Below are 17353 nucleotides of genomic sequence, written 5' to 3' on the forward strand. Positions count from 1 at the left end.
TATACTGTTTTTACAAATTTGTCAAGAATTCAAACTCTGTCCGCGTTTTTTCTAATCACCTTCCAAACCTTTGGGGGTACGTAATGGGGGAAATCGATCATGCTGTGTTGGCCAACCCCCCGTCTCACTAACCCTCTATGTATCAAGGTTGCTGTGACTGGGCTGGTTAGGCTAGTCGTGTAGTGAGACTCGTTATTCGCCAGAAGACTGCGAAGGAATTGCCTCTCGTTGTCCGAAAGGGAATCCAGTTGATCGACGACGTTTCGAGAAAATGTGATTTCGTATCGTAACCAGAGAATAACATCACGTATCCATCTCACGATCCAAACTAGAGTCAGGGCGCCGAAGAAAAAGATACCAATGTTGGCGATGACCACGAATGCCACCGGCATGAATGACAAGAGAAGTATTTCGTTCTCGTAGCCATAGGTCACGCCAGCGCACGTGGCGAAACACGCCAAAACAGTGGGCCCGGAAAGATCAAATACCTTTAGCCAACCCGAATCCATTCTCCACCCCCACAAACTCTAAACCTAGAATGGAATATCATCTTCAACTAACACCCGCCAATCCTCTTCTTCCAGCGCATTGTCATTGGCTGGTGACACGCGATTATCGTTGGCCGCGCCAACCATGTGGCCGACAACATCCCAATACTTCTGGCGCGGCTTCACCGTGATCTCGACCGTTTCGGCCAGCTCCGACTGCCGCTCGATCCACTCCAGAACTGTCTTGGGAAATGGCATCTTGCCGCCATGCGCGCGCCAGTACCGGTCGGCCTTTGACTTCGGGAATCCGCTATGTTGCGGACAAACCCACTCGTTGATCGCCGTCATTCCGACCATGTAGCTGACCTTCACCGACGGCGGCTTATCGCCCTTGCCTTCGTGGTAGTAGAAGCAGCGCGAGGTGACGGTGCGGGGTTCTGGTTCTGCCGTCGACATGATCGGCGTATCAGCAGCCGTCGCCGTAATCTTCGGGCTGTCATCGATGTCGAACTCATAGCCGCAGCAAGAGCAAGTACGTGCGGAGGCGTGCACTTTCTCGCCACAGCCCAAGCGACCGTTCTTGTCCTCTACGTCGAACGGGCACACCTTCACTGGCGCTTCGCCGTCGCCCTTGTTCGGCGTCTTTGGCTGCACCATGTCGACCGGTCCGTGCTTGTCGACGAGACCAGCGAAGTCCAGTACGAGGCATGACGGTTTCGGACCAGCCTTGATTGCCGCAATGCGCTCCTGAGGCGTGCCGAGAGGCATGCCAGGCGCGTATATCACGCGAGTGCCGCGGCCCATCATCTGCACGTACAGCGAAACTGACAACGTCGGGCGCAATGCCGCGATAAGGTCGACTCCCTTGTGGTTAAACCCTGTGGTCAGCACCGAGTTGTTGGTCAGCGCGCGGATCTTGTAGGACTTGAAGTCCTCGATGATGCGCCGGCGTTCATCCTTCGGGGTTTCGCCGCTAATCATCTCGCAGGAGATGCCGCGTGAACGAATCTCGTCACGCACGTGCTCGGCGTGTTCGACGCCGGAGCAGAAGCAAAGCCAAGATTTCCGGTCGGCGCCTTTCGCAACGATCTCGTCTACGGCGGAGCGCGTGACGTCCATCTTGTCCACGGCAGCCTGCAATGCGGACTGCTTGTAATCGCCGCCCTGCCTTCCGACGCCCTTCATGTCGAAGGTGGTCGCTGTGGCCTTGGACGAAAGCGGCGCCAGATAGCCATCAGCAACACCGTCGGCGATGCCATAGGTGTAGACGATCTGGTCGAAGAGCCGATCATCGCCTTCATCAAGTCGGCCTGTATCCAGCCGGTAAGGCGTCGCAGTGAGCCCCAGAATTTTCATATCCGGATTGATGGCGCGCAGCGCCGCTATGAAGCGACCGTACATCGTGTTGCTGTTGGCGGGGATAAGATGGCACTCGTCCACCATCAGCACGTCTATATGCCCGATGAGCGCAGCTTTGCTGTGCACGGTCTGAATGCCGGCGAAAATGATCTGGCTGCGCGCGTCACGGCGTCCAAGGCCGGCGGAGAAAATACCTGCCGGCGCGAAAGGCCAGATGCCAAGCAGCTCGAGGTAATTCTGCTCGATCAGTTCGGCGACATGGGTAGCGACAAGGATGCGCATGTCTGGCCAGCCTTCGACCAGCCGCTTGATGAGCGAAGCCATGAGCAGCGACTTACCGCAGCCGGTCGCAAGGTCGACGAGCGGATTGCCAGCCGTCGTTGACCAATAGTCGAAAACGGCGTTTTCTGCTTCTTCTTGGTAGTGGCGAAGTTGGAGCATACGAGATTCCAGACCTTGACATAAACGATTGGATTGCAGGGTTATCTGCGCTCGCCGCAATTCTAGCGGCTGCTTTTGCTTTTTCGTCGGCGCGCCAAGCCAAAAGACAAGCGGACGCGGTTCTCGGAGAAGTAGAGCCTGTATTCAGCGCCTATCAGCTACCAGACGATGGGAAAAACTACCGCCACAGGGTCGCCATCGAGATAGTCAACCACAATCGGCTACCGCTCTATGTCCAAAGCATCAGGTTGGAGTACCCTGACTGGGTGCTTATCCACCGTGGGGCGGAAGAAGTTCGCGATCTTGTTGCCGCACTTTACGACGTAGTCATCGAGAAAAAGCGTGAGCACGTATTTGACGTTCCTTTCCGTCTCGCTGGGCGCTTCTCGAGTGATATGCCTGCAGTATCCACAAGCGTTTTCAACGTCAGATTTCTCGACCAGAACCAGCAGGGCGGATTTGTACTAGGCTTCATCGTCCATTATCGCATGCATGGATCGAAGCGGGTTCGAGTTGCGTTTGCCTCGACAGGATTCGACGTTTTGGACTAACCAGCCTCCCGCAGCAGCCCAAGCACCCTCGCCCGCTCCTTGATGACGATCTGGCGAACGCGCTCTTTGGTGAGGCCGTGGTCATTGCCGATGGCCTCAAGCGTCTCGCCCATCGCCCTGCGCATCAGCATCGTGCCATTCCGGCCTTCCAGCAGGGAGACAACGCGCGATAAGTCGGTGCCCTCCTCCTGGTGCGGATCAGCAGAACCCGGCAGCTCTTCGAACGCGGAGAGACTGCAGACCTCAGCGGACCGCGACTTGGTGGAATTTGTGCGAACGAATTCCTGCGCCGTACCCCGAACACAGAGGACGGCCCACGTCCAAAAGGTTTCAAGGCGGCATTCGCGATGACGGCGCAACATGACGACCATTGCCGACTGAAACAGCTCGTCGGCCGCGTCTTCGTTCTTGGTGATTCTTCGCGCCAATCTCCGCAATGCAGGCTCATAGGCCAACAGCTTGCGGTCGAACTCGGGACTGCGCGGATTATTATCATTGGCGGCGACAAGCGGGGTGCGCGCTACAATCGGCATGGTGGTCTCCTCAGGTGGTGTGGTCAATCCGCAGTGATGGTGGCACCGATCGTAGGTGTATTGTCGTTAGCTGCACGAAGCATCAGGCTTGGTTGAAACGGCTGATCAAGTCGGTCACTTTTTATTCTGTTCTCTTCAGCCCACATCGGGCGAAGGTTGTCCAAGGCCCAACAATGTGCAAAGTCTACATCGTCAGGAGTTTCATAATTAAATACGCTCTTCGGAATCTTGTGGTCTATTTGCCAACATCCGTAATTTTCAAAAGACATTCCGGGTAGAAAAAGCCTTTCAAGGTGAGCCATCAATTCGTTCACAGAGTAACCGACTAATGACTCCCACTTGCGACCGGCCTTTGACCCCACTATTATTGATTTACTGATGCCTCTGGAAATAGCACTGTCTACGCGGTACTTGGGATCGTTGGAGCGGTGTTCATGGTAATATTGACGATAGTACTCCCTCCCCTTTTCCTCCCTCCACTTTTTATTTCTGGCCCTCTCTCTGTCTACGTTCTGAGATCGTATAATTTTTTTCTTGCTGTTGATTAATTCTGAGTTTTTGGCGTGCCAAATTCTGCTTGTTTCACGAGCGCACTCTAGGCATTTACATCCTAAAACTCTTCGTGGTGAGACGTGACCATTTGCGCAAGGAATCCCAGTGAAATAATGGGTTTCTCCTGCCTCTACAGCTTCGCTCCGAGACTTTGGTAAATTCAAATAAGCACTACTCATTGGCTGATTGCCCCATCAATCCATGTCGTGCCGTCTCGCAGCACATAAGTGATTGTCTCGGCTTCCTCGTCGCAATCTGTCTGTTCACCAGGCACGAGAGCCGGGATCGTCAGATGCGTAGGGCAGCCTTGCTTCTGCTCGTCGAACGAAATCGGCTTTGCCCACCGTGCGCATGACCAATGGCCATCGCCGCCCATCTCCGGCGACGAGTGGATGCAGGACCGACATGTGACGCGCGGCCATGCGCTCTCCTTGCACACAGGCTTGTGTTTGCAGAAGGCGCACTCAAACCAGTCTGCGGCGTCATTGATGCGCGACGGCGTCTCTGGCGAATTGATGATGCGTTCAAGCCGCGCCAGTAGACGCAGGCAGAACTCCGGATCGTATTCGATGCGCTCGGCATAGAGCGTGTCGTCATCTTTACAGCTGACGAGATACAGGCATCGCGACAGGCCGAAGGCATGTAAACCGAGCTGACACTGGCCGTAGTGGAGCGGTTTGGCTTCCTTGCATCCCTTCTTGATGATCTCCTTCATGCCTTTGGCGTTGCTCGATTTGAACTCCAGCAGGTGCTCAGTCTTCGGCGCCTCAACAACGCCCATCGCCTTGCCGTCGCACTTGCCGCGGACGTGGCCCTGCACCAGCCTGATCTTGTCCTGCTGGCCATAGACATCGACGCCGATGCGTTCCAGGTCGGCAACGAGTCTGTCCTCTTCTATGTTGCCAGTTTCGAACAGACGCTGCTGACGGCCGTGATGCTTTTCAAGCGGCGATGCCCAGCGAAAGGCATACCAAAGAGCGCGATCACATGGGTTGTTGGCCTCACCGACGGATATGCCGAGGCTGTCCCATGACGAGGCCGCGGCTTCGTAGGCTTTGTATATTGCTCTGACTGTGCTGGATTCTGCGCGAGGTAATGGGGCCATTAAACGCCCCACCCCATAAACTTCTTGAGCACGTCACCCATTCGCGCCGCTACGCCGCAATGCTCGACCGTCCTGCCGTAGGTGGTCATGTGCTCGCCGTGCGGCTCTGGGCTGTCGTGGCAGCGACGGGCATAGATGACGACTTGGTCGTAGCCATAATCGTCGGCGATGCGCTTTGCTGCACTGATTGGGATATCAAGCATCGAGCAGCTTCCTTTCGATAGCGTAGCAATCATCGCCGCCGGTATATCCAGAGCTGTCCTTGATGAAGTGCTTTGTGCCGTCCTGAATAGTGATGACAAGTTGGGTGCTGCCGTATCCGCGATCCCAGTGGACGCTGGCGACGTGGTCGGTGTTGACCGAAAGTTCTCGTGTCAATCTGGTCAGCGCCATCGGCTACACCCGCATCGGCATGCAAACGAGCGTCAACCCCTCAAAGCCGTCGGACGTGATCAGCCCCGGCGTGCCACCATCCTGCAAAGCCAGCTTGACCGGTCCAGACGGAAGTACGTTCAGGACATCGCGGACGTATGCCGCGTTGAAACCGATATCCATCGGCTCTCCGCTGTATTCCGCCTCGACTTCGTCATTTGCCGACGCCTCGCCAGCCGCAACAGCAAGCGCGATGCTGCCTGGTGCGATGCTGAACTTCACGGCACGGCCGCGCTCAGACGACACGGTCGAAACGCGGTCGGAAGCCTTCATCAGCGCGTCACGATCGACGGTGATGACGCACTCGTTGCTCTTCGGAATGACGCGCTCGTAGTCAGGAAATGTGCCGTCGATCAGCTTCGACGTGACGCGCACGTCGTTCGACACGATGCGGATTTTCTGCTGACTGACGGCGACCTGCACCTTGCCCTTTGGAAGCAGGCCGACGGTCTTGCGGGGCACGATGATGCCATCGAAGGTCGGCAGCTCCGGGCCGATATGACGCCCGAGACGATGGCCGTCGGTGGCAACGGCTTCCGACTTGCTGCCGCCCTTGAAGAACACGCCATTCAGATAATAGCGCGTCTCCTCGGTCGAGATCGCGAACGACACCGGCGCAAACAGTGCGGCCAGATCGATCTCGAATTCGGCATCGAACTTGTCTTCGCCGAGCGTCGGAAAGTCTTCTGCAGGCAGCGTTGAAAGCGAAAAGCGCGAGCGGCCGTGCTTCACCGAAAGCTTATCACCTTCCAGAGACATAGTGATGTCGCCGGTCGCCTTGCGGGCGATGTCGTTGAGCAGCTTGGCGCTGACGCAAATGTTGCCGGGCTTAGCGACTTCAGCAGGAACGCCTGCGGTGGCGCTGATATCGAGGTCGGTTGCAGTGATCGCGAGGCCATCGCCTGCGGCTGCAAGCTGGACACTCGACAGGATAGGGATGGTGGATCTTGCTTCGACGACCTTAGTCGTGGCGGCAAGCGCGCGCGTGAGGTCTTCCTTGTGGATGACAAGGTGCATTGGTGTCTCCTCTGGTCGCGGGTTGTTCCGCGCGATGTGTGGTGGTGCCTGCCGTGGTGAGCGGCAGGCAGGCTGTTAGGCCGCGAAAGAGAACGGCGACGGCTTCTTCGGCGGCTCGTAGCCGATAGGATAGCCCAGACCATCCTCGCCTTCGTCGTATCGAGCCGCGTCGAACTGCTCCCCTTTCAGCTCAGCGATCTTCCTGAACAAACCGATCGCGCTGGCTGGCTGCTCTTCGTTGTCGTTTGCCACCCACGATTCCTTGCCCTCATCATCAACTGTAAGGGCGGAGATGGCCGCATCGAGTGAGAAAGGCGTGCCTTCCGTACCGAGAACAACCTTCTCGCCATAAGCGCCGCCAATCTGGTCTTTCAGCTCCTCCCACGTGTCGATCTTCACCTTACGTCCTGCCAACACGATCTTGAGGATATCGCCCTTGCCGATCGTGTAGCCGCGATCCTGATACTTGAGGACGCGCGTCGCCGACGCCAGCGGGTATAGGGTGCCGGGATGGAATCGCAGGAATCGCTGTGAATTGTGCTTCAGGAAGTCGTCGTGAAATGAGAATTCGTCACTGTCGAAATCCAGCGCGCCCATCACGACCGTGAAGTCGAACGCGTCGAAGATTTCTTTCGCCGTCGGGAAGAAATCGAAGTGCATGAACTGGATAGGAGTGCCGCCGCTTTCTGCAAACGTCACGGCGCGCTTTGTAGTTGAGACGCACCAGAAACCGTTTTCGTAAGCGTCCGCGACAGCGTATTCGAACGCCTCTCGGCTCTTGAAGTAGATATCGACGTCGTTGATGTCTCGATTGGTGAAGACGCTCGTCACCGCTCCGCCGGCTGCGAAAGCACCGGGGATCGGGTAGCATTTCTCAGTGATCTTTCTGGCTTCCGCCTTGTAATTCGTCATGCAAATCTCCTCAAACTTGGTGAAATAGCGGGCCGCTGGTGAGGCAGCCCGCGTTGATGTTTACTTGCTCCCCCAAGGCCGACGCGTCGTGCCGGCGGCCGCAGTGGCAGGCTTGTTGTCGTTGCTGGCGGTGGTGCGGCGGTTGTCGTTGGCGGCCGCTGGCTGTGGCGCAGGCTGGTTGGCGTCGATAGCCGGGGCTGGGACGTTTCCTTCGTCGGGAAAGTAATAACGCTTCACTTCCATGCGCGCAGGGTACTTGCCGTCCTTACTCGGCTTGCCCAGGCCAAGCTTGACCGTGTATGCGATGTAGTGGAGCTCCTCGCTGTCGCTGACATTGTCGAGGCCGAGCGCGCGGCGAAGCGCGCCGAATTCCCGTTGGCCAATCTCTTGCGCCGTCGGGTTCTTGTTTTCCAAGTTGATGAAGCCGAAGAACTTTCGGCCCTTCACCGCTTCTGGCGCCAGAACTGCAGCGGTGTACTTCAAGCCGACGCCGGTGCGCGCGTCTTCTGGTCCAGTCTCGACGATCTCGGAAGCTTCAATCTCGAACTGCATGATGCCTGCAGGCAGGTCTTCATAGTCTCTTTGCGTTGTATCGACGTCGCCAGAAACATACGTCTTTCCAAGTGATGCCATGCGTAGTCTCCTTGTGGTGGTGGTGTGGTGGTTAGCGGAGGTAGTAGCGGAAAGGCCCGCTACCGAATTGCGTCGATGTCTGGTCGCGCCAGACATGAGTTAGCCAGACCCAAATGAGCTGGCCTGAGCGTGTACGTGCTTTCACTGGGTGCCACGCAAACCACGATTCGCCGCGGAACATGGTCACGCTGCCACTCCCGTAGGTGCCGGGAAGTGCTTTGCCAGCTCGGCATAGCCCTGCCCTTTTCGATAAGGCACGGCGTCCGGCATCGAGTAGCGATTCTTGGCGTTGAAGCCTGCGCCCTCGACCAGATGTATCTGTCGTTCCTTGCCGCCCTCAGCGTGAGCCACCTTCGTCTGCCGCGCGACTTCCTTCTCTTTGATGGAGATGCGGTAGTTCATGAACGCGACGATATCCGACTTCTCGCGGACCAGAGCGTTGGCGCGCTTGTGCAGCTTCGGCTGGTAGCGGCTGTAAGGATCGGTGACAGGGCTGTCGAAGCGCACGATTTCAGGGTGCGCCAGCATCACAACGCAAATGCCGCGCCGAGCCAGAGCAGCAACGGCTGCCATGAGTTCGTTCCACTCTGTGTCTGTTTCGATGTAGCCGCGACCGTAGCCAGGCTCCTCGATCGATGCCACGCCGATGCGGCGGCACGTAGCTGCCCAGACCAAAGGCTCTAGGCCGTCGAGGCTGTCGATAATAACCGTCTTACGGTCGTGCTCCTCGGTGAGCAGTTCGCCGAAGACGTCGAGCAGTTCGTCGAAGCTCTCGATGGTGCCGGGCGTGACGAGCTCAACGTCAGACGGAGTGCGCTCGCCTTCGGTCGGCAGGTAGAGCGCGTCAGGGAATTCGGCAGCTAGGCTGGTCTTGCCTATGCCGTCGACGCCGTAAAGCAGAATGACAGGCGGGTCTGCTCTCTTCGTCGACTTCAGGGACGAAAGTGAAATAGCCATAAGGCCTCCTCAGTGTGGTGGTGCGGTGAAAATGATGGCGGCGATGTAGGCGGCGGCTGCAATGACGATCAGCCATCGCCAATTAGACATCAGCGCGCGAACAGACGGCAAAACAGCCACCAGAATGCGCCGAGCACGGCGATCGCAACGAGAGCGAAAGGAAACAGCATGATGAGGCCTACGGCCGCTGCTGCGGTGAGTGCGGCGATGCCGCCGCGTTTCAGTCCACGCTTTACGTACTTGCGCGGTGTCGGCGGGACCGGCACGTGGTCGAGCGGTGGTGCCGTGATGGATTCGGTGTACCAGGGGGACGTCATCAAAACGCCCCCAGCCAAACGCCGACGCCGTGGATGATGCCGACTGGTGCCACGACGCAGCCAAAGGCCAGCAGGATCCACGCGCTTGCCTGAATACAGACGTAGACGTGCGTCACCCAAGCTGCGACTGCAGCTACGATGGCGCTGAGCGGCACAAGCGCGATGAGCGTCGCCCCAAGGATTGCGAAAGCATCCTTCATGATAGTCTCCTCGTTGTGGTGAAGTGCGGCTGGTTGGTGGCCAGCCGCTAGCGTTGGTTAGGCGGCGTTTTCGTATTCGATCCACGCCTCGACGGCGTCTTTGGCGCCCTTCAATGTGAGCCCGGCAACAGCCCGCAGCTCCTTGATCGCGTCGATCTTGAGGCCCAGCGCCGCCATGTTCTGCCACTTGTGGTCATAGACCGGCGCGGCTTCTTCATGCGTGGCGGTCTGCGTAAACACCCCGAACTTCTTGCCCTTGAACTTCGCCGCGAGGCGCTTGGCTTCCGTTTCGGCTGCGCCGGTGGAGGAATGTACATGCGGCGTTGAGGATGGCTTGGGCTGGCCGTTTTCGATGAGGGCGACGATGGTGGTGGTGGTGGTGGTGGTGATTAGTTCGATGCTATCTATGGGGTCGGTCGCACCCCAACCCTCTTTCGTCCAGTGCGTGCGAACTGTGCGCTGGTCGACAACCTCTTTCACGACGCCCTCAAACTTGAGGGTCTTGTGGCGAATAAGGTCACCAACCTTGAACTTCGGCTGCGCGTTGTCGTTGCTGGGCTTCGCCACGGGCTCGTCGATCCATTCGGCGATGAGTGGTGGGACATCATATTCGCTGGTGCCGTCGTCGCGCCAGATGTCGCCGCCTTTAGTGAATACGCTGCTGCCGCCTTGCTGCTCCCATGGATGCTCAGCTGAATACGACCACCGCGCCATAGGCCCGACCTTCCGGCCGTCGCGCGTCTTGTAGAACCTGCCCGCCTCGATTTTGAGGGTGGCGGGCTTATCTGGTGCGGCTGCGGTGAGGATTGGTTCGATGTTCTCGATGTACTTCGCGCCGCCGGTCCGAATGCCATCGACAATCGCTTTGTCCCATTTAACGTTGACAAGATTGTCGTTCAATTCGGAGACTTCGCCTTCCAGTCCAACCAGCTCCTTCTCGCTATAGACTGCGCTCTTCCCGGTGTAGCGCACTCGCTCGCCAACGCGCGGCTGCCAGGGTTCGAATGAAGTTGCATCGGCATCACCTGCGCCAGCAGTAACAGCAATGCCGTAACTGCCGACCTTCAGCACCTTGTAGATGCAGCCAACCGCGCCGTATTGTTCCGGCCAGTCGCTTGGCTGTACACGGCGAACCCAGTCACCAACCTTGAATCTCTGCTCACCCATCACGCTGCTCCTTCCGTTGTTGTCTCGGCGGTCATCGCGCGCCGTTGTGTGAAGTCGACCTTGACGACGTTGGTGTCGTCATCCTCTTTTGCTGGCGGCTCGCCCTCCGGATCGTGCTCGATCTCAAAGCCGTGCCACCAGATCGTCGAGGCGCCGTCAGCAAGGCGCACCTGGTACTCGCTGCCCCAGTTGCGATCGCCAATGACGACGCCAGTGAGATGAGGGTTTTGTCTGTTGCGGACCGGATCGCCGAAATTGAAGAATTCGCAATCGCAGGTCATGCCGCCACCCGCTCACTACGCAGCGCGTAATCGTTGACCGCCTGCCCGGCCGCCAGATCTTCATCATTGTCATTTGCGGCTGTAAGAACGCGCGGGAGCGAAACCGGCATGAGGCCGGAAAGCGTGGAGCAGCCTCCGTTGTGCGGCGCCAGGTGCGTGGCTCGTTCGGAATTGTTGTCGTTGGCAGGAATGAAGTCCCGCTGCTTGTGCAAGCCGTATGTGCGCCGAAGCCGCTGGTATGCTGCCATTGGCTTGACGTTGTATCTGGCGGCGATATCTGCGACGCTCTCACCGTTTTCACGGCGCGCGTGCATATCCGCCAGCATAGTGCTGGTGATAAGCGTCATGTCGTCTCCTCTGGGTGGTGGCCGCCTTGTGGTTGACAAAGCGACAGGGTTATGAAACTAAACTATTTTTACAAATTTGTCAAGATTTCACCAAGGTGGATGCATGCCTGAAGTTAAGTCGCGCCTCCTGCAGTCGATACTGAAAGAACAGAAGCGGAGAGCCGTAAAGGATCGCGCTGTCTACGAAGAGTTAGGCGTGCCTCAGCAGACCTTCAGCACCTGGAAAGCTGGCGTCATACCGAGACCAAGACAATTCCCGGCGATTGCCGCCTTCCTCGGTGTCTCCGAAGAAGATGTGGCGGAGATGGCTCGCGAGGCGGCCGAAACAGCCCCGTCCATCACGCCGATTACGGTTGCCCGTACCTACGGCAAGATTTCCGACCGCAAAGCTGGCAAATTCAAATTCGAACCAATCAACGATGGCCGCAAACGTATTCCTGAAGGCAGGTACGCGATCATCATTGACACGAAAGTGATGGAGCCCGTCTTCCACGTCGGCGTAAAGGCGTGGCTCGACCCCTCCCGCTGGCCCGCCGTTGGTGACGACGTTCTGGCCCATTCTGGCGGATTCGCTTGGATCGGGCGCTTCGAAGGAATGAGCAACGGCGCCGTTCAGCTTGGCCGCTACGATGGATCGCAGCTTGAAGTGAAGAACGTGGAAGCTGTTCATGTCATCGTCCTTTCGGAGCGGGTGGTTACAGCATAGCGAGGTGGTGGCTCGGAATGCCGCTTGACAATTCCTACAAATTTGTGTAGGAGATTGATTGTCCGCTGTGGTGGCGGATATGGAATACGCGCTTTGATCCCGCCTTACGGCGAAGGTCTCCTCGGCGTGTTAGTACGGAGAAGGGGCGGAGTTACGGGTGGTGCCGGCTCATTACGCCCCTTTTCGTTTTTCGCTGCATGCACGACAACGCCGGCAGAGCTTCATGCTCCACCGGCGCTAAGTTTTCGAAGTCATTGTTTGCGGTCTTTCTCATAGTCGTCTCCCCTTCTGGCATTATTGGTTTTGTTATCGCCAGTTGGTTGCTGGCGTTTACGGCGGCCCGGTCACTGGCCGCCATCTTCTTCTGCGGTCGGGAGCTTCATGCTCCCATCTTCTTCTCGCCGTCATGGCGCTCATGCCGATCAGCGCTTGGGTCGTCGATCGTCTTCTTTCGCAATCCTTAAACATGCGCATTCCCTTTCATGCTGCAGGTTCGTCTTGGGGTCTGTTGCCCTGTCGGCTTCTTGTTTGGCCGCTGTTGATTTTGGTTCTACCGCTTTACCGGTTTAGTGTCAACTCTAAACCGGTTTTATTTTTTGATATTTTTCCGTTATACCGGTGCGCATGGCAAAGTTGAGCGACATCATAAGGTCTAAGCGCAAGGAAATGGGCTTAACGCAGAAGGCGTTCGGCAACCTTTTTGGTGCGCAACAGACAACCGTCTCCGATTGGGAGAAGGGTAAGATATCTATGATGCGTAACTGGCAGAAGCTTGCCGGGTCTCTTGGGCTGCGCGAATCGGAGTTTCTCGACCTTATGGCTGAGGCAACGACCGAGTCGGAAAAGACCGAGCGCATGATTCCCGCGTTGCGTCAGGCAACTGCCCCTGTCATTAATACCGGTAGTATCATTGCCGCTCCTAAACCGCCGTCCGGGGAGCGTGACGTGCCTGTTCTAGGCAGGTCGAAGGGAGGGTCGGACGGTGAGTTTGAGTTCAACGGGCAGATCATGGGCTGGGAATGGAGGCCGCCTCACCTGGCGGGCGTCGCCGAGGCATATGCATCTTATGTAGACGGCGAGAGCATGTATCCGCGTTACAAGCCAGGCGAGACGGTATGGACCAATCCGCCAAAGCCAATCGCGCGCGGCGATGACGTTATCGTGCAGCTGGCGCCGAACGAAGAGGATGGCGTTCCTCGCGGTTTTATCAAAGAGTTTGTGCGGTGGGAGCCAAGCTTTCTGGTCGTGTGCCAGTTCAATCCCCCGATGGAAATCAAATACCCGCGCGACGACGTCGTCTCGATCCACAAAATTGACTACGCACAGAAATAACGGTTTACCGTTTTAACGGTTGACGACGCACCGGTATCGTTCTATATCTCCTCTTGTACCCAGCAAACCAAGCTGGCCACCACAAGAGGAGATACACCATGTACAGACCGCGTCCCGAAGAATTCGACGATATCGCTGTTGCACCACACGGTGCTGTTGCCCAGTCCGACGAGCCTATGAAGCGCCCGGACCACACGGCCAAGAAGCACGGCAAGCCCAAGACGAAATACGAATACATGCGCCGCTTCCCCAAGAAGCCGCGCAACGGCGAGGAAGTCGGCGGTGGCCACTTCGTATTCCGCCGCGGCGACAGCACTGGACGAATTCGTCCGTGCATGTGGCCCTTTGAGCATCCCTCCTACGATTCAGCGATGGTTGAAGCCGCACGCCTCCACAAAGAGCATGGCGGCACCTTTGAAGTGTTCGTTCGCGTCGGCCGCGTCGAGGCGCTGGAGGTCGGCGAATGAGCGCGGCTGTCATCGAGCAGCCGACCGTCCAGCAGATCATCACAGAAGAGCACGCCGACCTGTTGAAGGACATAGCCAGTTTTCTGGCTTTGTCGCTCTTCATCACCGCAGTGCTGATCTGGGCTTACTGACACCACCAACCACCACACCACTTGAGGAGATCAAACATGTCGAGAAGACGCGACACCACCTACACCCCTGCCCCGTACGACGGCGACGGTCTTGAAGTCGTAGCCAACCTTTCATCCGCAACCGCACCAACGACCGTTCTCGTCGCAGTCGCCAAATGGCACGAGCGCAGGAAGGATGGCCGCAATCGCGTTATCGCCTCCAAGCTGCGTGAGCTCGTCGCGGCTAATGATAACGGGAGGAGAAGATGATGTTTTGGAAGAAGCGCGAAAATTCCGCCGTCACCCTCAAGTCAGAGTATGAGCTCATGCGCGAAGAACGCGAAGAGATGCAAAAAAAGAAGATGAAGGAAGATGCAGATGCCGTGCAGCGCTCTCTATCCTACGAGCCGCCGGTCCGAGTTGTTAAGGGGAAATACAATGACTTTCTCGAGGTGGCCTCTCCGTTCGGAAGGAAGGTTTGCGTCCCCATTCACCTGATTTCCGCCACGTCTATTCGATACGTCCCTGCGTCGCTGCGCTTTTACTCTCCTATGAATAGTCCGAGCGATATAGCTTCGATCATCATCGAGATGAGTTCCGGCACCAAGCACGACGTCAGCGTGGAGGTTTCTTGTGCAGAGCTTCTCTTGGAATCCGTGAACAGGGTTTGGCAACAGCCTGCGGCCGCCCTCGCCAGCACAGGAGGCGAACACCATGCAGAGTGAAAAGTGGAACCTCAACCGTCTCGATCTCTGGGCCGAGGTTGCGCTCAATCTGCTGAATGAAGCAGGCGCAGTGTTTAAAGGAGACGATTCTTACCTTGCGCCACGGCCTGAAGCTGCCCCTCCCGCGCCATCCGTGGCCGTGAAGGCAGGACCACTCGCCCACGCCCTAGCGGCAGAAATGGAGCGCATGGGTCTTGAGCGACCGAACGGCGACATTCTTCACGACGCGTTGTCTCGCGTGCTTCCCGCCCTCTCCGCACAGGTGCAGGACGTGGCGGAGGAAAACTGGCGCGACGACCCAGCGCAAGACGAGCGATGGAATGCTGGCATTGATTTTGCGATGACACAGCTTTGCGAGGTTCTAAAAGTTGATCCGCAGTCGATTAATTGGGATTGCGCTACGGAAACCTTGGAAGGAGATGTTCAGTCGCAAATCCACAAGGTTCTCGCCGCAGCCCACGAAAAGCAGGAGGGCTGAGACGTGGACGATATGATCGAGCAAAAGATTTCAGATCCAGAACCTTGGACAAACAAAATACTGTGCCGCTACAGAGACGCGCCACCTGTAAAACAATTCTTACGCGACGGAGAGGATAGGGTACTTGTGGCCGAGATCACCCGCCTCCGCCAACTCCTATCCGAAGCACAGAAGCGCGAGATGGAGGCAAGGGCGAAGGCGATCGGAGATGCCGCCGAAGCAATTTTCGTGATTGGCGCTTGGTATCATGGCTTCGCAGATAAAGGCTTGCCCAACACCTTCGATGAGGGAACAAGTGCCGCCTACGAGATTGTTCGCGAGCTTCAAGGCAAGGCGGAGAGCGCCCTGCAATCGGAGGGCGACCATGTCACCAGCAAATGACAACGCCCCTCGCCTCATGGGCAGAAGAGAAGCCGCGGCTTATCTCGGCATAGGGCAGTCAACGTTCTCGCTGTGGGTGTCGACCCACAAGATGCCGGCAGCTATTGCCGGCACTCGCAAGTGGGACAAGCGCGCGATTGACGCTAAGCTCGATGAGATAAGCGGCCTGCAGCCCGCAAACGACAATACCGAGGATGAATTCGAACGATGGGAGCGCGAGCAGAATGCGCGAAAAGCTCAAAGGTCTAGCTAGGGTCAAGAAGCGGCTCGCAAGCGGCAAGACAATCACATACTGCTACGCTTGGCGCGGCGGTCCGCTCTTGAAGGACAAGGCCGGCCGTCCCCTGCAACCGGGCGACCCGTTGCTCATGCGGGCGTTCGTAGAGGCTACGAAGGATCGTTTCGTCGACCAGACCGACAACATGAACCGGCTGATCACGGAGTACAAATCATCAACGGACTTTACCGGCCTCTCCCCGAAGTCGCAGAAGGAATACAGCCGCTACATCGACAAGGTGCGCGACGCTTTCGGCACGATGAGCCTTGTCGCTATCCAGGACAAGCGCGCTCGCGGCAAGTTCAAGGAGTGGCGTGACAGTATGGCTGATAAGCCTCGCAGCGCCGACTTCGCATGGATGGTGCTTGCACGCATTCTGTCGGTGGCAAAGGACCGTGGCCGGATCTCGATTAACCAGGCAGAACGCGGCGGGCGCATTTACAGCGTCGATCGCAATGAAAACATCTGGACCGAAGAAACGCTGGCGCGCCTTTTCGCTGTGGCGTCCGACGAGATCAAAGCTGCAGTTATCATGGCGCTTTGGACTGGCCAGCGTAAGGGAGACATCCTCAAGGCTCCGTGGAGCGACTACGACGGCTCGCACATCAAGGTGAAGCAGGGAAAGACCGGCGCACGCGTCAAGATACCGGCTGGCGCCGAGCTTCGAGAGCTGCTGGATAGCATGCCGAGGATTTCGCCCACCATCCTCACCAACAAACGCGACAAGCGGCCGTGGACCTCCGACGGGTTCAACACAAGCTGGACGAAGGCGAAAGCCAAGGCGAGTATCACGGATCTTACCTTCCACGACCTCCGCGGTACGGCAGTCACACGGCTGGCGATCGCAGGCTGTTCAGTGGCGCAGATCGCAGCGATCACCGGCCATAGCCTCAAAGACGTCGAGGGCATCCTCGATGCCCACTACCTTGGCGGCAAGGCCGCCCTCGCCGAGGAGGCCATAAAGAAGCTAGAAGATTACCGCGCAACGCCAAATAAGAAGCCCGCTTGATGCGGGCTTTTTTCATTCCGCGCTTGCCACGACAGGTTGAGGCGCGCTATCTTAAAAATACAGTCAGGCAAACGCAGAGCAGTTTGCAAACGAATTGTAACGTATTGATTTTCGGCAGCAGATATTAGAAGCAGTTTGTTCTCAGCTTTTCACAATCATTACATAAAAACCTAGCTTCTAAGCAGTAGGTCGCAGGTTCGAGTCCTGCAGGGGTCGCCACCGCTTTCTTGAATTCCCCACAAATGACTGGTTTGGGTTCGATCGCAGATACGGTTTCAGTCCTTATTTGCGCTCCGGCGATCCTTCGCTCTTCTCCATTTTATGAGATAACCGAAACCCGGTCCGATCAGCGCGCCGCCGATAACCCATTCCACCAAAGTCAGAGGTCGCTCGTCCGGATCGTGGCCAGTCAGGTAAAGAAAGAGAAAAAACGCGATAACGCCGCCGATCAAGACGGTGATCGGAAACAACACACTGTCGCGAAAGCCTTTCATGCGATCCACTCCCTTGGCCGTGTTGATAGGTATTGGATATGATGCCGTTGGCAAACGCCTTTTGCAGCCGCCACGGCAAGTT

General features: G+C 57.2%; 28 protein-coding genes. 11 read left to right on the plus strand and 17 right to left on the minus strand.

Annotated elements, in window-relative coordinates; genetic code table 11:
* Window positions 1-29: 29 nt before the first annotated feature.
* Complete coding sequence (locus K7A42_RS26085; RefSeq protein WP_416220894.1) at window positions 30-509, minus strand: super-infection exclusion protein B; 480 nt, start codon at window positions 507-509, stop codon at window positions 30-32.
* Window positions 510-533: 24 nt separating this feature from the next.
* Window positions 534-2288, minus strand: coding sequence for a DEAD/DEAH box helicase (locus K7A42_RS03260; RefSeq protein WP_282454836.1), 1755 nt, complete (start codon window positions 2286-2288; stop codon window positions 534-536).
* Between K7A42_RS03260 and K7A42_RS03265 the strand changes: the two genes are divergently transcribed.
* Window positions 2228-2839 carry a hypothetical protein gene (locus K7A42_RS03265; protein WP_282454837.1) on the plus strand — a complete coding sequence of 204 codons (612 nt, stop codon included), beginning with the start codon at window positions 2228-2230 and terminating at the stop codon, window positions 2837-2839. The genes K7A42_RS03260 and K7A42_RS03265 overlap by 61 nt on opposite strands.
* Here the strand turns inward: K7A42_RS03265 and K7A42_RS03270 are convergent.
* From K7A42_RS03270 to K7A42_RS03335, 14 genes are all read right to left on the minus strand, one after another.
* Window positions 2836-3372, minus strand: a complete 537-nt coding sequence (locus K7A42_RS03270) for a sigma-70 family RNA polymerase sigma factor (protein WP_282454838.1) — start codon at window positions 3370-3372, stop codon at window positions 2836-2838. The two genes, K7A42_RS03265 and K7A42_RS03270, sit on opposite strands and share 4 nt — an antisense overlap.
* Window positions 3373-3395: 23 nt before the next feature.
* Entirely contained in the window at window positions 3396-4103 is a 708-nt protein-coding gene (locus tag K7A42_RS03275) for a hypothetical protein (RefSeq protein ID WP_282454839.1), read from the minus strand.
* Window positions 4100-5029, minus strand: a complete 930-nt coding sequence (locus K7A42_RS03280) for an oxidoreductase (RefSeq protein ID WP_282454840.1) — start codon at window positions 5027-5029, stop codon at window positions 4100-4102. The genes K7A42_RS03275 and K7A42_RS03280 overlap by 4 nt, the downstream gene beginning before the upstream one ends.
* Window positions 5029-5232 (minus strand): hypothetical protein, encoded by a 204-nt coding sequence (locus K7A42_RS03285; RefSeq protein ID WP_282454841.1) that lies wholly within the window; start codon window positions 5230-5232, stop codon window positions 5029-5031. The genes K7A42_RS03280 and K7A42_RS03285 overlap by 1 nt, the downstream gene beginning before the upstream one ends.
* Window positions 5225-5422, minus strand: a complete 198-nt coding sequence (locus K7A42_RS03290; RefSeq protein ID WP_282454842.1) for a hypothetical protein — start codon at window positions 5420-5422, stop codon at window positions 5225-5227. The genes K7A42_RS03285 and K7A42_RS03290 overlap by 8 nt, the downstream gene beginning before the upstream one ends.
* Window positions 5423-5425: 3 nt before the next feature.
* Window positions 5426-6478, minus strand: coding sequence for a DNA polymerase III subunit beta (gene dnaN, locus K7A42_RS03295; protein ID WP_282454843.1), 1053 nt, complete (start codon window positions 6476-6478; stop codon window positions 5426-5428).
* Window positions 6479-6553: 75 nt separating this feature from the next.
* Complete coding sequence (locus K7A42_RS03300) at window positions 6554-7390, minus strand: hypothetical protein (protein WP_282454844.1); 837 nt, start codon at window positions 7388-7390, stop codon at window positions 6554-6556.
* Between the two features lie 60 nt (window positions 7391-7450).
* Window positions 7451-8023, minus strand: a complete 573-nt coding sequence (locus K7A42_RS03305) for a hypothetical protein (RefSeq protein WP_282454845.1) — start codon at window positions 8021-8023, stop codon at window positions 7451-7453.
* A 183-nt stretch (window positions 8024-8206) separates the two neighbouring features.
* On the minus strand, window positions 8207-8980 hold the full coding sequence (locus tag K7A42_RS03310) for an ATP-binding protein (RefSeq protein WP_112964590.1): 774 nt from the start codon (window positions 8978-8980) through the stop codon (window positions 8207-8209).
* 89 nt (window positions 8981-9069) lie between these two features.
* Window positions 9070-9297 carry a hypothetical protein gene (locus tag K7A42_RS03315; protein WP_282454846.1) on the minus strand — a complete coding sequence of 76 codons (228 nt, stop codon included), beginning with the start codon at window positions 9295-9297 and terminating at the stop codon, window positions 9070-9072.
* Window positions 9297-9497, minus strand: coding sequence for a hypothetical protein (locus tag K7A42_RS03320; RefSeq protein ID WP_282454847.1), 201 nt, complete (start codon window positions 9495-9497; stop codon window positions 9297-9299). The genes K7A42_RS03315 and K7A42_RS03320 overlap by 1 nt, the downstream gene beginning before the upstream one ends.
* A gap of 57 nt (window positions 9498-9554) precedes the next feature.
* Window positions 9555-10664 carry a hypothetical protein gene (locus tag K7A42_RS03325; RefSeq protein WP_282454848.1) on the minus strand — a complete coding sequence of 370 codons (1110 nt, stop codon included), beginning with the start codon at window positions 10662-10664 and terminating at the stop codon, window positions 9555-9557.
* Window positions 10664-10945, minus strand: a complete 282-nt coding sequence (locus K7A42_RS03330) for a hypothetical protein (RefSeq protein ID WP_282454849.1) — start codon at window positions 10943-10945, stop codon at window positions 10664-10666. The genes K7A42_RS03325 and K7A42_RS03330 overlap by 1 nt, the downstream gene beginning before the upstream one ends.
* Window positions 10942-11292, minus strand: a complete 351-nt coding sequence (locus K7A42_RS03335) for a hypothetical protein (RefSeq protein WP_282454850.1) — start codon at window positions 11290-11292, stop codon at window positions 10942-10944. Before K7A42_RS03335 ends, K7A42_RS03330 begins: the two co-directional genes overlap by 4 nt.
* A 103-nt stretch (window positions 11293-11395) precedes the next feature.
* Here K7A42_RS03335 and K7A42_RS03340 point away from each other — a divergent pair, with 103 nt between their 5' ends.
* From K7A42_RS03340 to K7A42_RS03385, 10 genes are all read left to right on the plus strand, one after another.
* On the plus strand, window positions 11396-11998 hold the full coding sequence (locus K7A42_RS03340; protein ID WP_282454851.1) for a hypothetical protein: 603 nt from the start codon (window positions 11396-11398) through the stop codon (window positions 11996-11998).
* A 633-nt stretch (window positions 11999-12631) separates the two neighbouring features.
* Window positions 12632-13330: a LexA family transcriptional regulator gene (locus K7A42_RS03345; RefSeq protein ID WP_162249029.1), complete on the plus strand. Its 699-nt coding sequence runs from the start codon at window positions 12632-12634 to the stop codon at window positions 13328-13330.
* 98 nt (window positions 13331-13428) lie between these two features.
* Window positions 13429-13797, plus strand: coding sequence for a hypothetical protein (locus K7A42_RS03350; protein WP_282454852.1), 369 nt, complete (start codon window positions 13429-13431; stop codon window positions 13795-13797).
* Window positions 13794-13928 (plus strand): hypothetical protein, encoded by a 135-nt coding sequence (locus tag K7A42_RS03355; RefSeq protein ID WP_282454853.1) that lies wholly within the window; start codon window positions 13794-13796, stop codon window positions 13926-13928. Before K7A42_RS03350 ends, K7A42_RS03355 begins: the two co-directional genes overlap by 4 nt.
* A 36-nt stretch (window positions 13929-13964) precedes the next feature.
* Window positions 13965-14177: a hypothetical protein gene (locus K7A42_RS03360; protein WP_282454854.1), complete on the plus strand. Its 213-nt coding sequence runs from the start codon at window positions 13965-13967 to the stop codon at window positions 14175-14177.
* Window positions 14174-14632: a hypothetical protein gene (locus tag K7A42_RS03365; protein WP_282454855.1), complete on the plus strand. Its 459-nt coding sequence runs from the start codon at window positions 14174-14176 to the stop codon at window positions 14630-14632. Before K7A42_RS03360 ends, K7A42_RS03365 begins: the two co-directional genes overlap by 4 nt.
* Window positions 14622-15110, plus strand: coding sequence for a hypothetical protein (locus K7A42_RS03370; protein ID WP_282454856.1), 489 nt, complete (start codon window positions 14622-14624; stop codon window positions 15108-15110). The genes K7A42_RS03365 and K7A42_RS03370 overlap by 11 nt, the downstream gene beginning before the upstream one ends.
* A gap of 3 nt (window positions 15111-15113) precedes the next feature.
* Entirely contained in the window at window positions 15114-15491 is a 378-nt protein-coding gene (locus K7A42_RS03375) for a hypothetical protein (RefSeq protein WP_282454857.1), read from the plus strand.
* A complete protein-coding gene (locus K7A42_RS03380; RefSeq protein ID WP_282454858.1) occupies window positions 15475-15744 on the plus strand; it encodes a helix-turn-helix transcriptional regulator in 270 nt (89 codons plus the stop codon). The genes K7A42_RS03375 and K7A42_RS03380 overlap by 17 nt, the downstream gene beginning before the upstream one ends.
* Window positions 15716-16777 (plus strand): tyrosine-type recombinase/integrase, encoded by a 1062-nt coding sequence (locus K7A42_RS03385; protein WP_282454859.1) that lies wholly within the window; start codon window positions 15716-15718, stop codon window positions 16775-16777. Before K7A42_RS03380 ends, K7A42_RS03385 begins: the two co-directional genes overlap by 29 nt.
* A 275-nt stretch (window positions 16778-17052) precedes the next feature.
* Here K7A42_RS03385 and K7A42_RS03390 read toward each other — a convergent pair whose 3' ends face one another.
* Window positions 17053-17271 carry a hypothetical protein gene (locus tag K7A42_RS03390; protein WP_022556464.1) on the minus strand — a complete coding sequence of 73 codons (219 nt, stop codon included), beginning with the start codon at window positions 17269-17271 and terminating at the stop codon, window positions 17053-17055.
* Window positions 17272-17353 lie beyond the last annotated feature (82 nt).

This window comes from Agrobacterium sp. InxBP2 (genome assembly GCF_026191755.1).
GTDB classification, from domain to species: domain Bacteria; phylum Pseudomonadota; class Alphaproteobacteria; order Rhizobiales; family Rhizobiaceae; genus Agrobacterium; species Agrobacterium pusense.

Bases quoted from the DNA above. Each gene is read 5' to 3' on its own strand.
- K7A42_RS03305 (WP_282454845.1), bottom strand. From the start codon at position 8,023: ATGGCATCACTTGGAAAGACGTATGTTTCTGGCGACGTCGATACAACG.
- K7A42_RS03275 (WP_282454839.1), bottom strand. From the start codon at position 4,103: ATGAGTAGTGCTTATTTGAATTTACCAAAGTCTCGGAGCGAAGCTGTA.
- K7A42_RS03285 (WP_282454841.1), bottom strand. From the start codon at position 5,232: ATGCTTGATATCCCAATCAGTGCAGCAAAGCGCATCGCCGACGATTAT.
- K7A42_RS03360 (WP_282454854.1), top strand. From the start codon at position 13,965: ATGTCGAGAAGACGCGACACCACCTACACCCCTGCCCCGTACGACGGC.
- K7A42_RS03380 (WP_282454858.1), top strand. From the start codon at position 15,475: ATGTCACCAGCAAATGACAACGCCCCTCGCCTCATGGGCAGAAGAGAA.
- dnaN (WP_282454843.1), bottom strand. From the start codon at position 6,478: ATGCACCTTGTCATCCACAAGGAAGACCTCACGCGCGCGCTTGCCGCC.
- K7A42_RS26085 (WP_416220894.1), bottom strand. From the start codon at position 509: ATGGATTCGGGTTGGCTAAAGGTATTTGATCTTTCCGGGCCCACTGTT.
- K7A42_RS03340 (WP_282454851.1), top strand. From the start codon at position 11,396: ATGCCTGAAGTTAAGTCGCGCCTCCTGCAGTCGATACTGAAAGAACAG.
- K7A42_RS03280 (WP_282454840.1), bottom strand. From the start codon at position 5,029: ATGGCCCCATTACCTCGCGCAGAATCCAGCACAGTCAGAGCAATATAC.
- K7A42_RS03370 (WP_282454856.1), top strand. From the start codon at position 14,622: ATGCAGAGTGAAAAGTGGAACCTCAACCGTCTCGATCTCTGGGCCGAG.
- K7A42_RS03330 (WP_282454849.1), bottom strand. From the start codon at position 10,945: ATGACCTGCGATTGCGAATTCTTCAATTTCGGCGATCCGGTCCGCAAC.
- K7A42_RS03325 (WP_282454848.1), bottom strand. From the start codon at position 10,664: ATGGGTGAGCAGAGATTCAAGGTTGGTGACTGGGTTCGCCGTGTACAG.
- K7A42_RS03310 (WP_112964590.1), bottom strand. From the start codon at position 8,980: ATGGCTATTTCACTTTCGTCCCTGAAGTCGACGAAGAGAGCAGACCCG.
- K7A42_RS03315 (WP_282454846.1), bottom strand. From the start codon at position 9,297: ATGACGTCCCCCTGGTACACCGAATCCATCACGGCACCACCGCTCGAC.
- K7A42_RS03290 (WP_282454842.1), bottom strand. From the start codon at position 5,422: ATGGCGCTGACCAGATTGACACGAGAACTTTCGGTCAACACCGACCAC.
- K7A42_RS03270 (WP_282454838.1), bottom strand. From the start codon at position 3,372: ATGCCGATTGTAGCGCGCACCCCGCTTGTCGCCGCCAATGATAATAAT.
- K7A42_RS03385 (WP_282454859.1), top strand. From the start codon at position 15,716: ATGCGCGAAAAGCTCAAAGGTCTAGCTAGGGTCAAGAAGCGGCTCGCA.
- K7A42_RS03260 (WP_282454836.1), bottom strand. From the start codon at position 2,288: ATGCTCCAACTTCGCCACTACCAAGAAGAAGCAGAAAACGCCGTTTTC.
- K7A42_RS03355 (WP_282454853.1), top strand. From the start codon at position 13,794: ATGAGCGCGGCTGTCATCGAGCAGCCGACCGTCCAGCAGATCATCACA.
- K7A42_RS03350 (WP_282454852.1), top strand. From the start codon at position 13,429: ATGTACAGACCGCGTCCCGAAGAATTCGACGATATCGCTGTTGCACCA.
- K7A42_RS03365 (WP_282454855.1), top strand. From the start codon at position 14,174: ATGATGTTTTGGAAGAAGCGCGAAAATTCCGCCGTCACCCTCAAGTCA.
- K7A42_RS03390 (WP_022556464.1), bottom strand. From the start codon at position 17,271: ATGAAAGGCTTTCGCGACAGTGTGTTGTTTCCGATCACCGTCTTGATC.
- K7A42_RS03335 (WP_282454850.1), bottom strand. From the start codon at position 11,292: ATGACGCTTATCACCAGCACTATGCTGGCGGATATGCACGCGCGCCGT.
- K7A42_RS03300 (WP_282454844.1), bottom strand. From the start codon at position 7,390: ATGACGAATTACAAGGCGGAAGCCAGAAAGATCACTGAGAAATGCTAC.
- K7A42_RS03320 (WP_282454847.1), bottom strand. From the start codon at position 9,497: ATGAAGGATGCTTTCGCAATCCTTGGGGCGACGCTCATCGCGCTTGTG.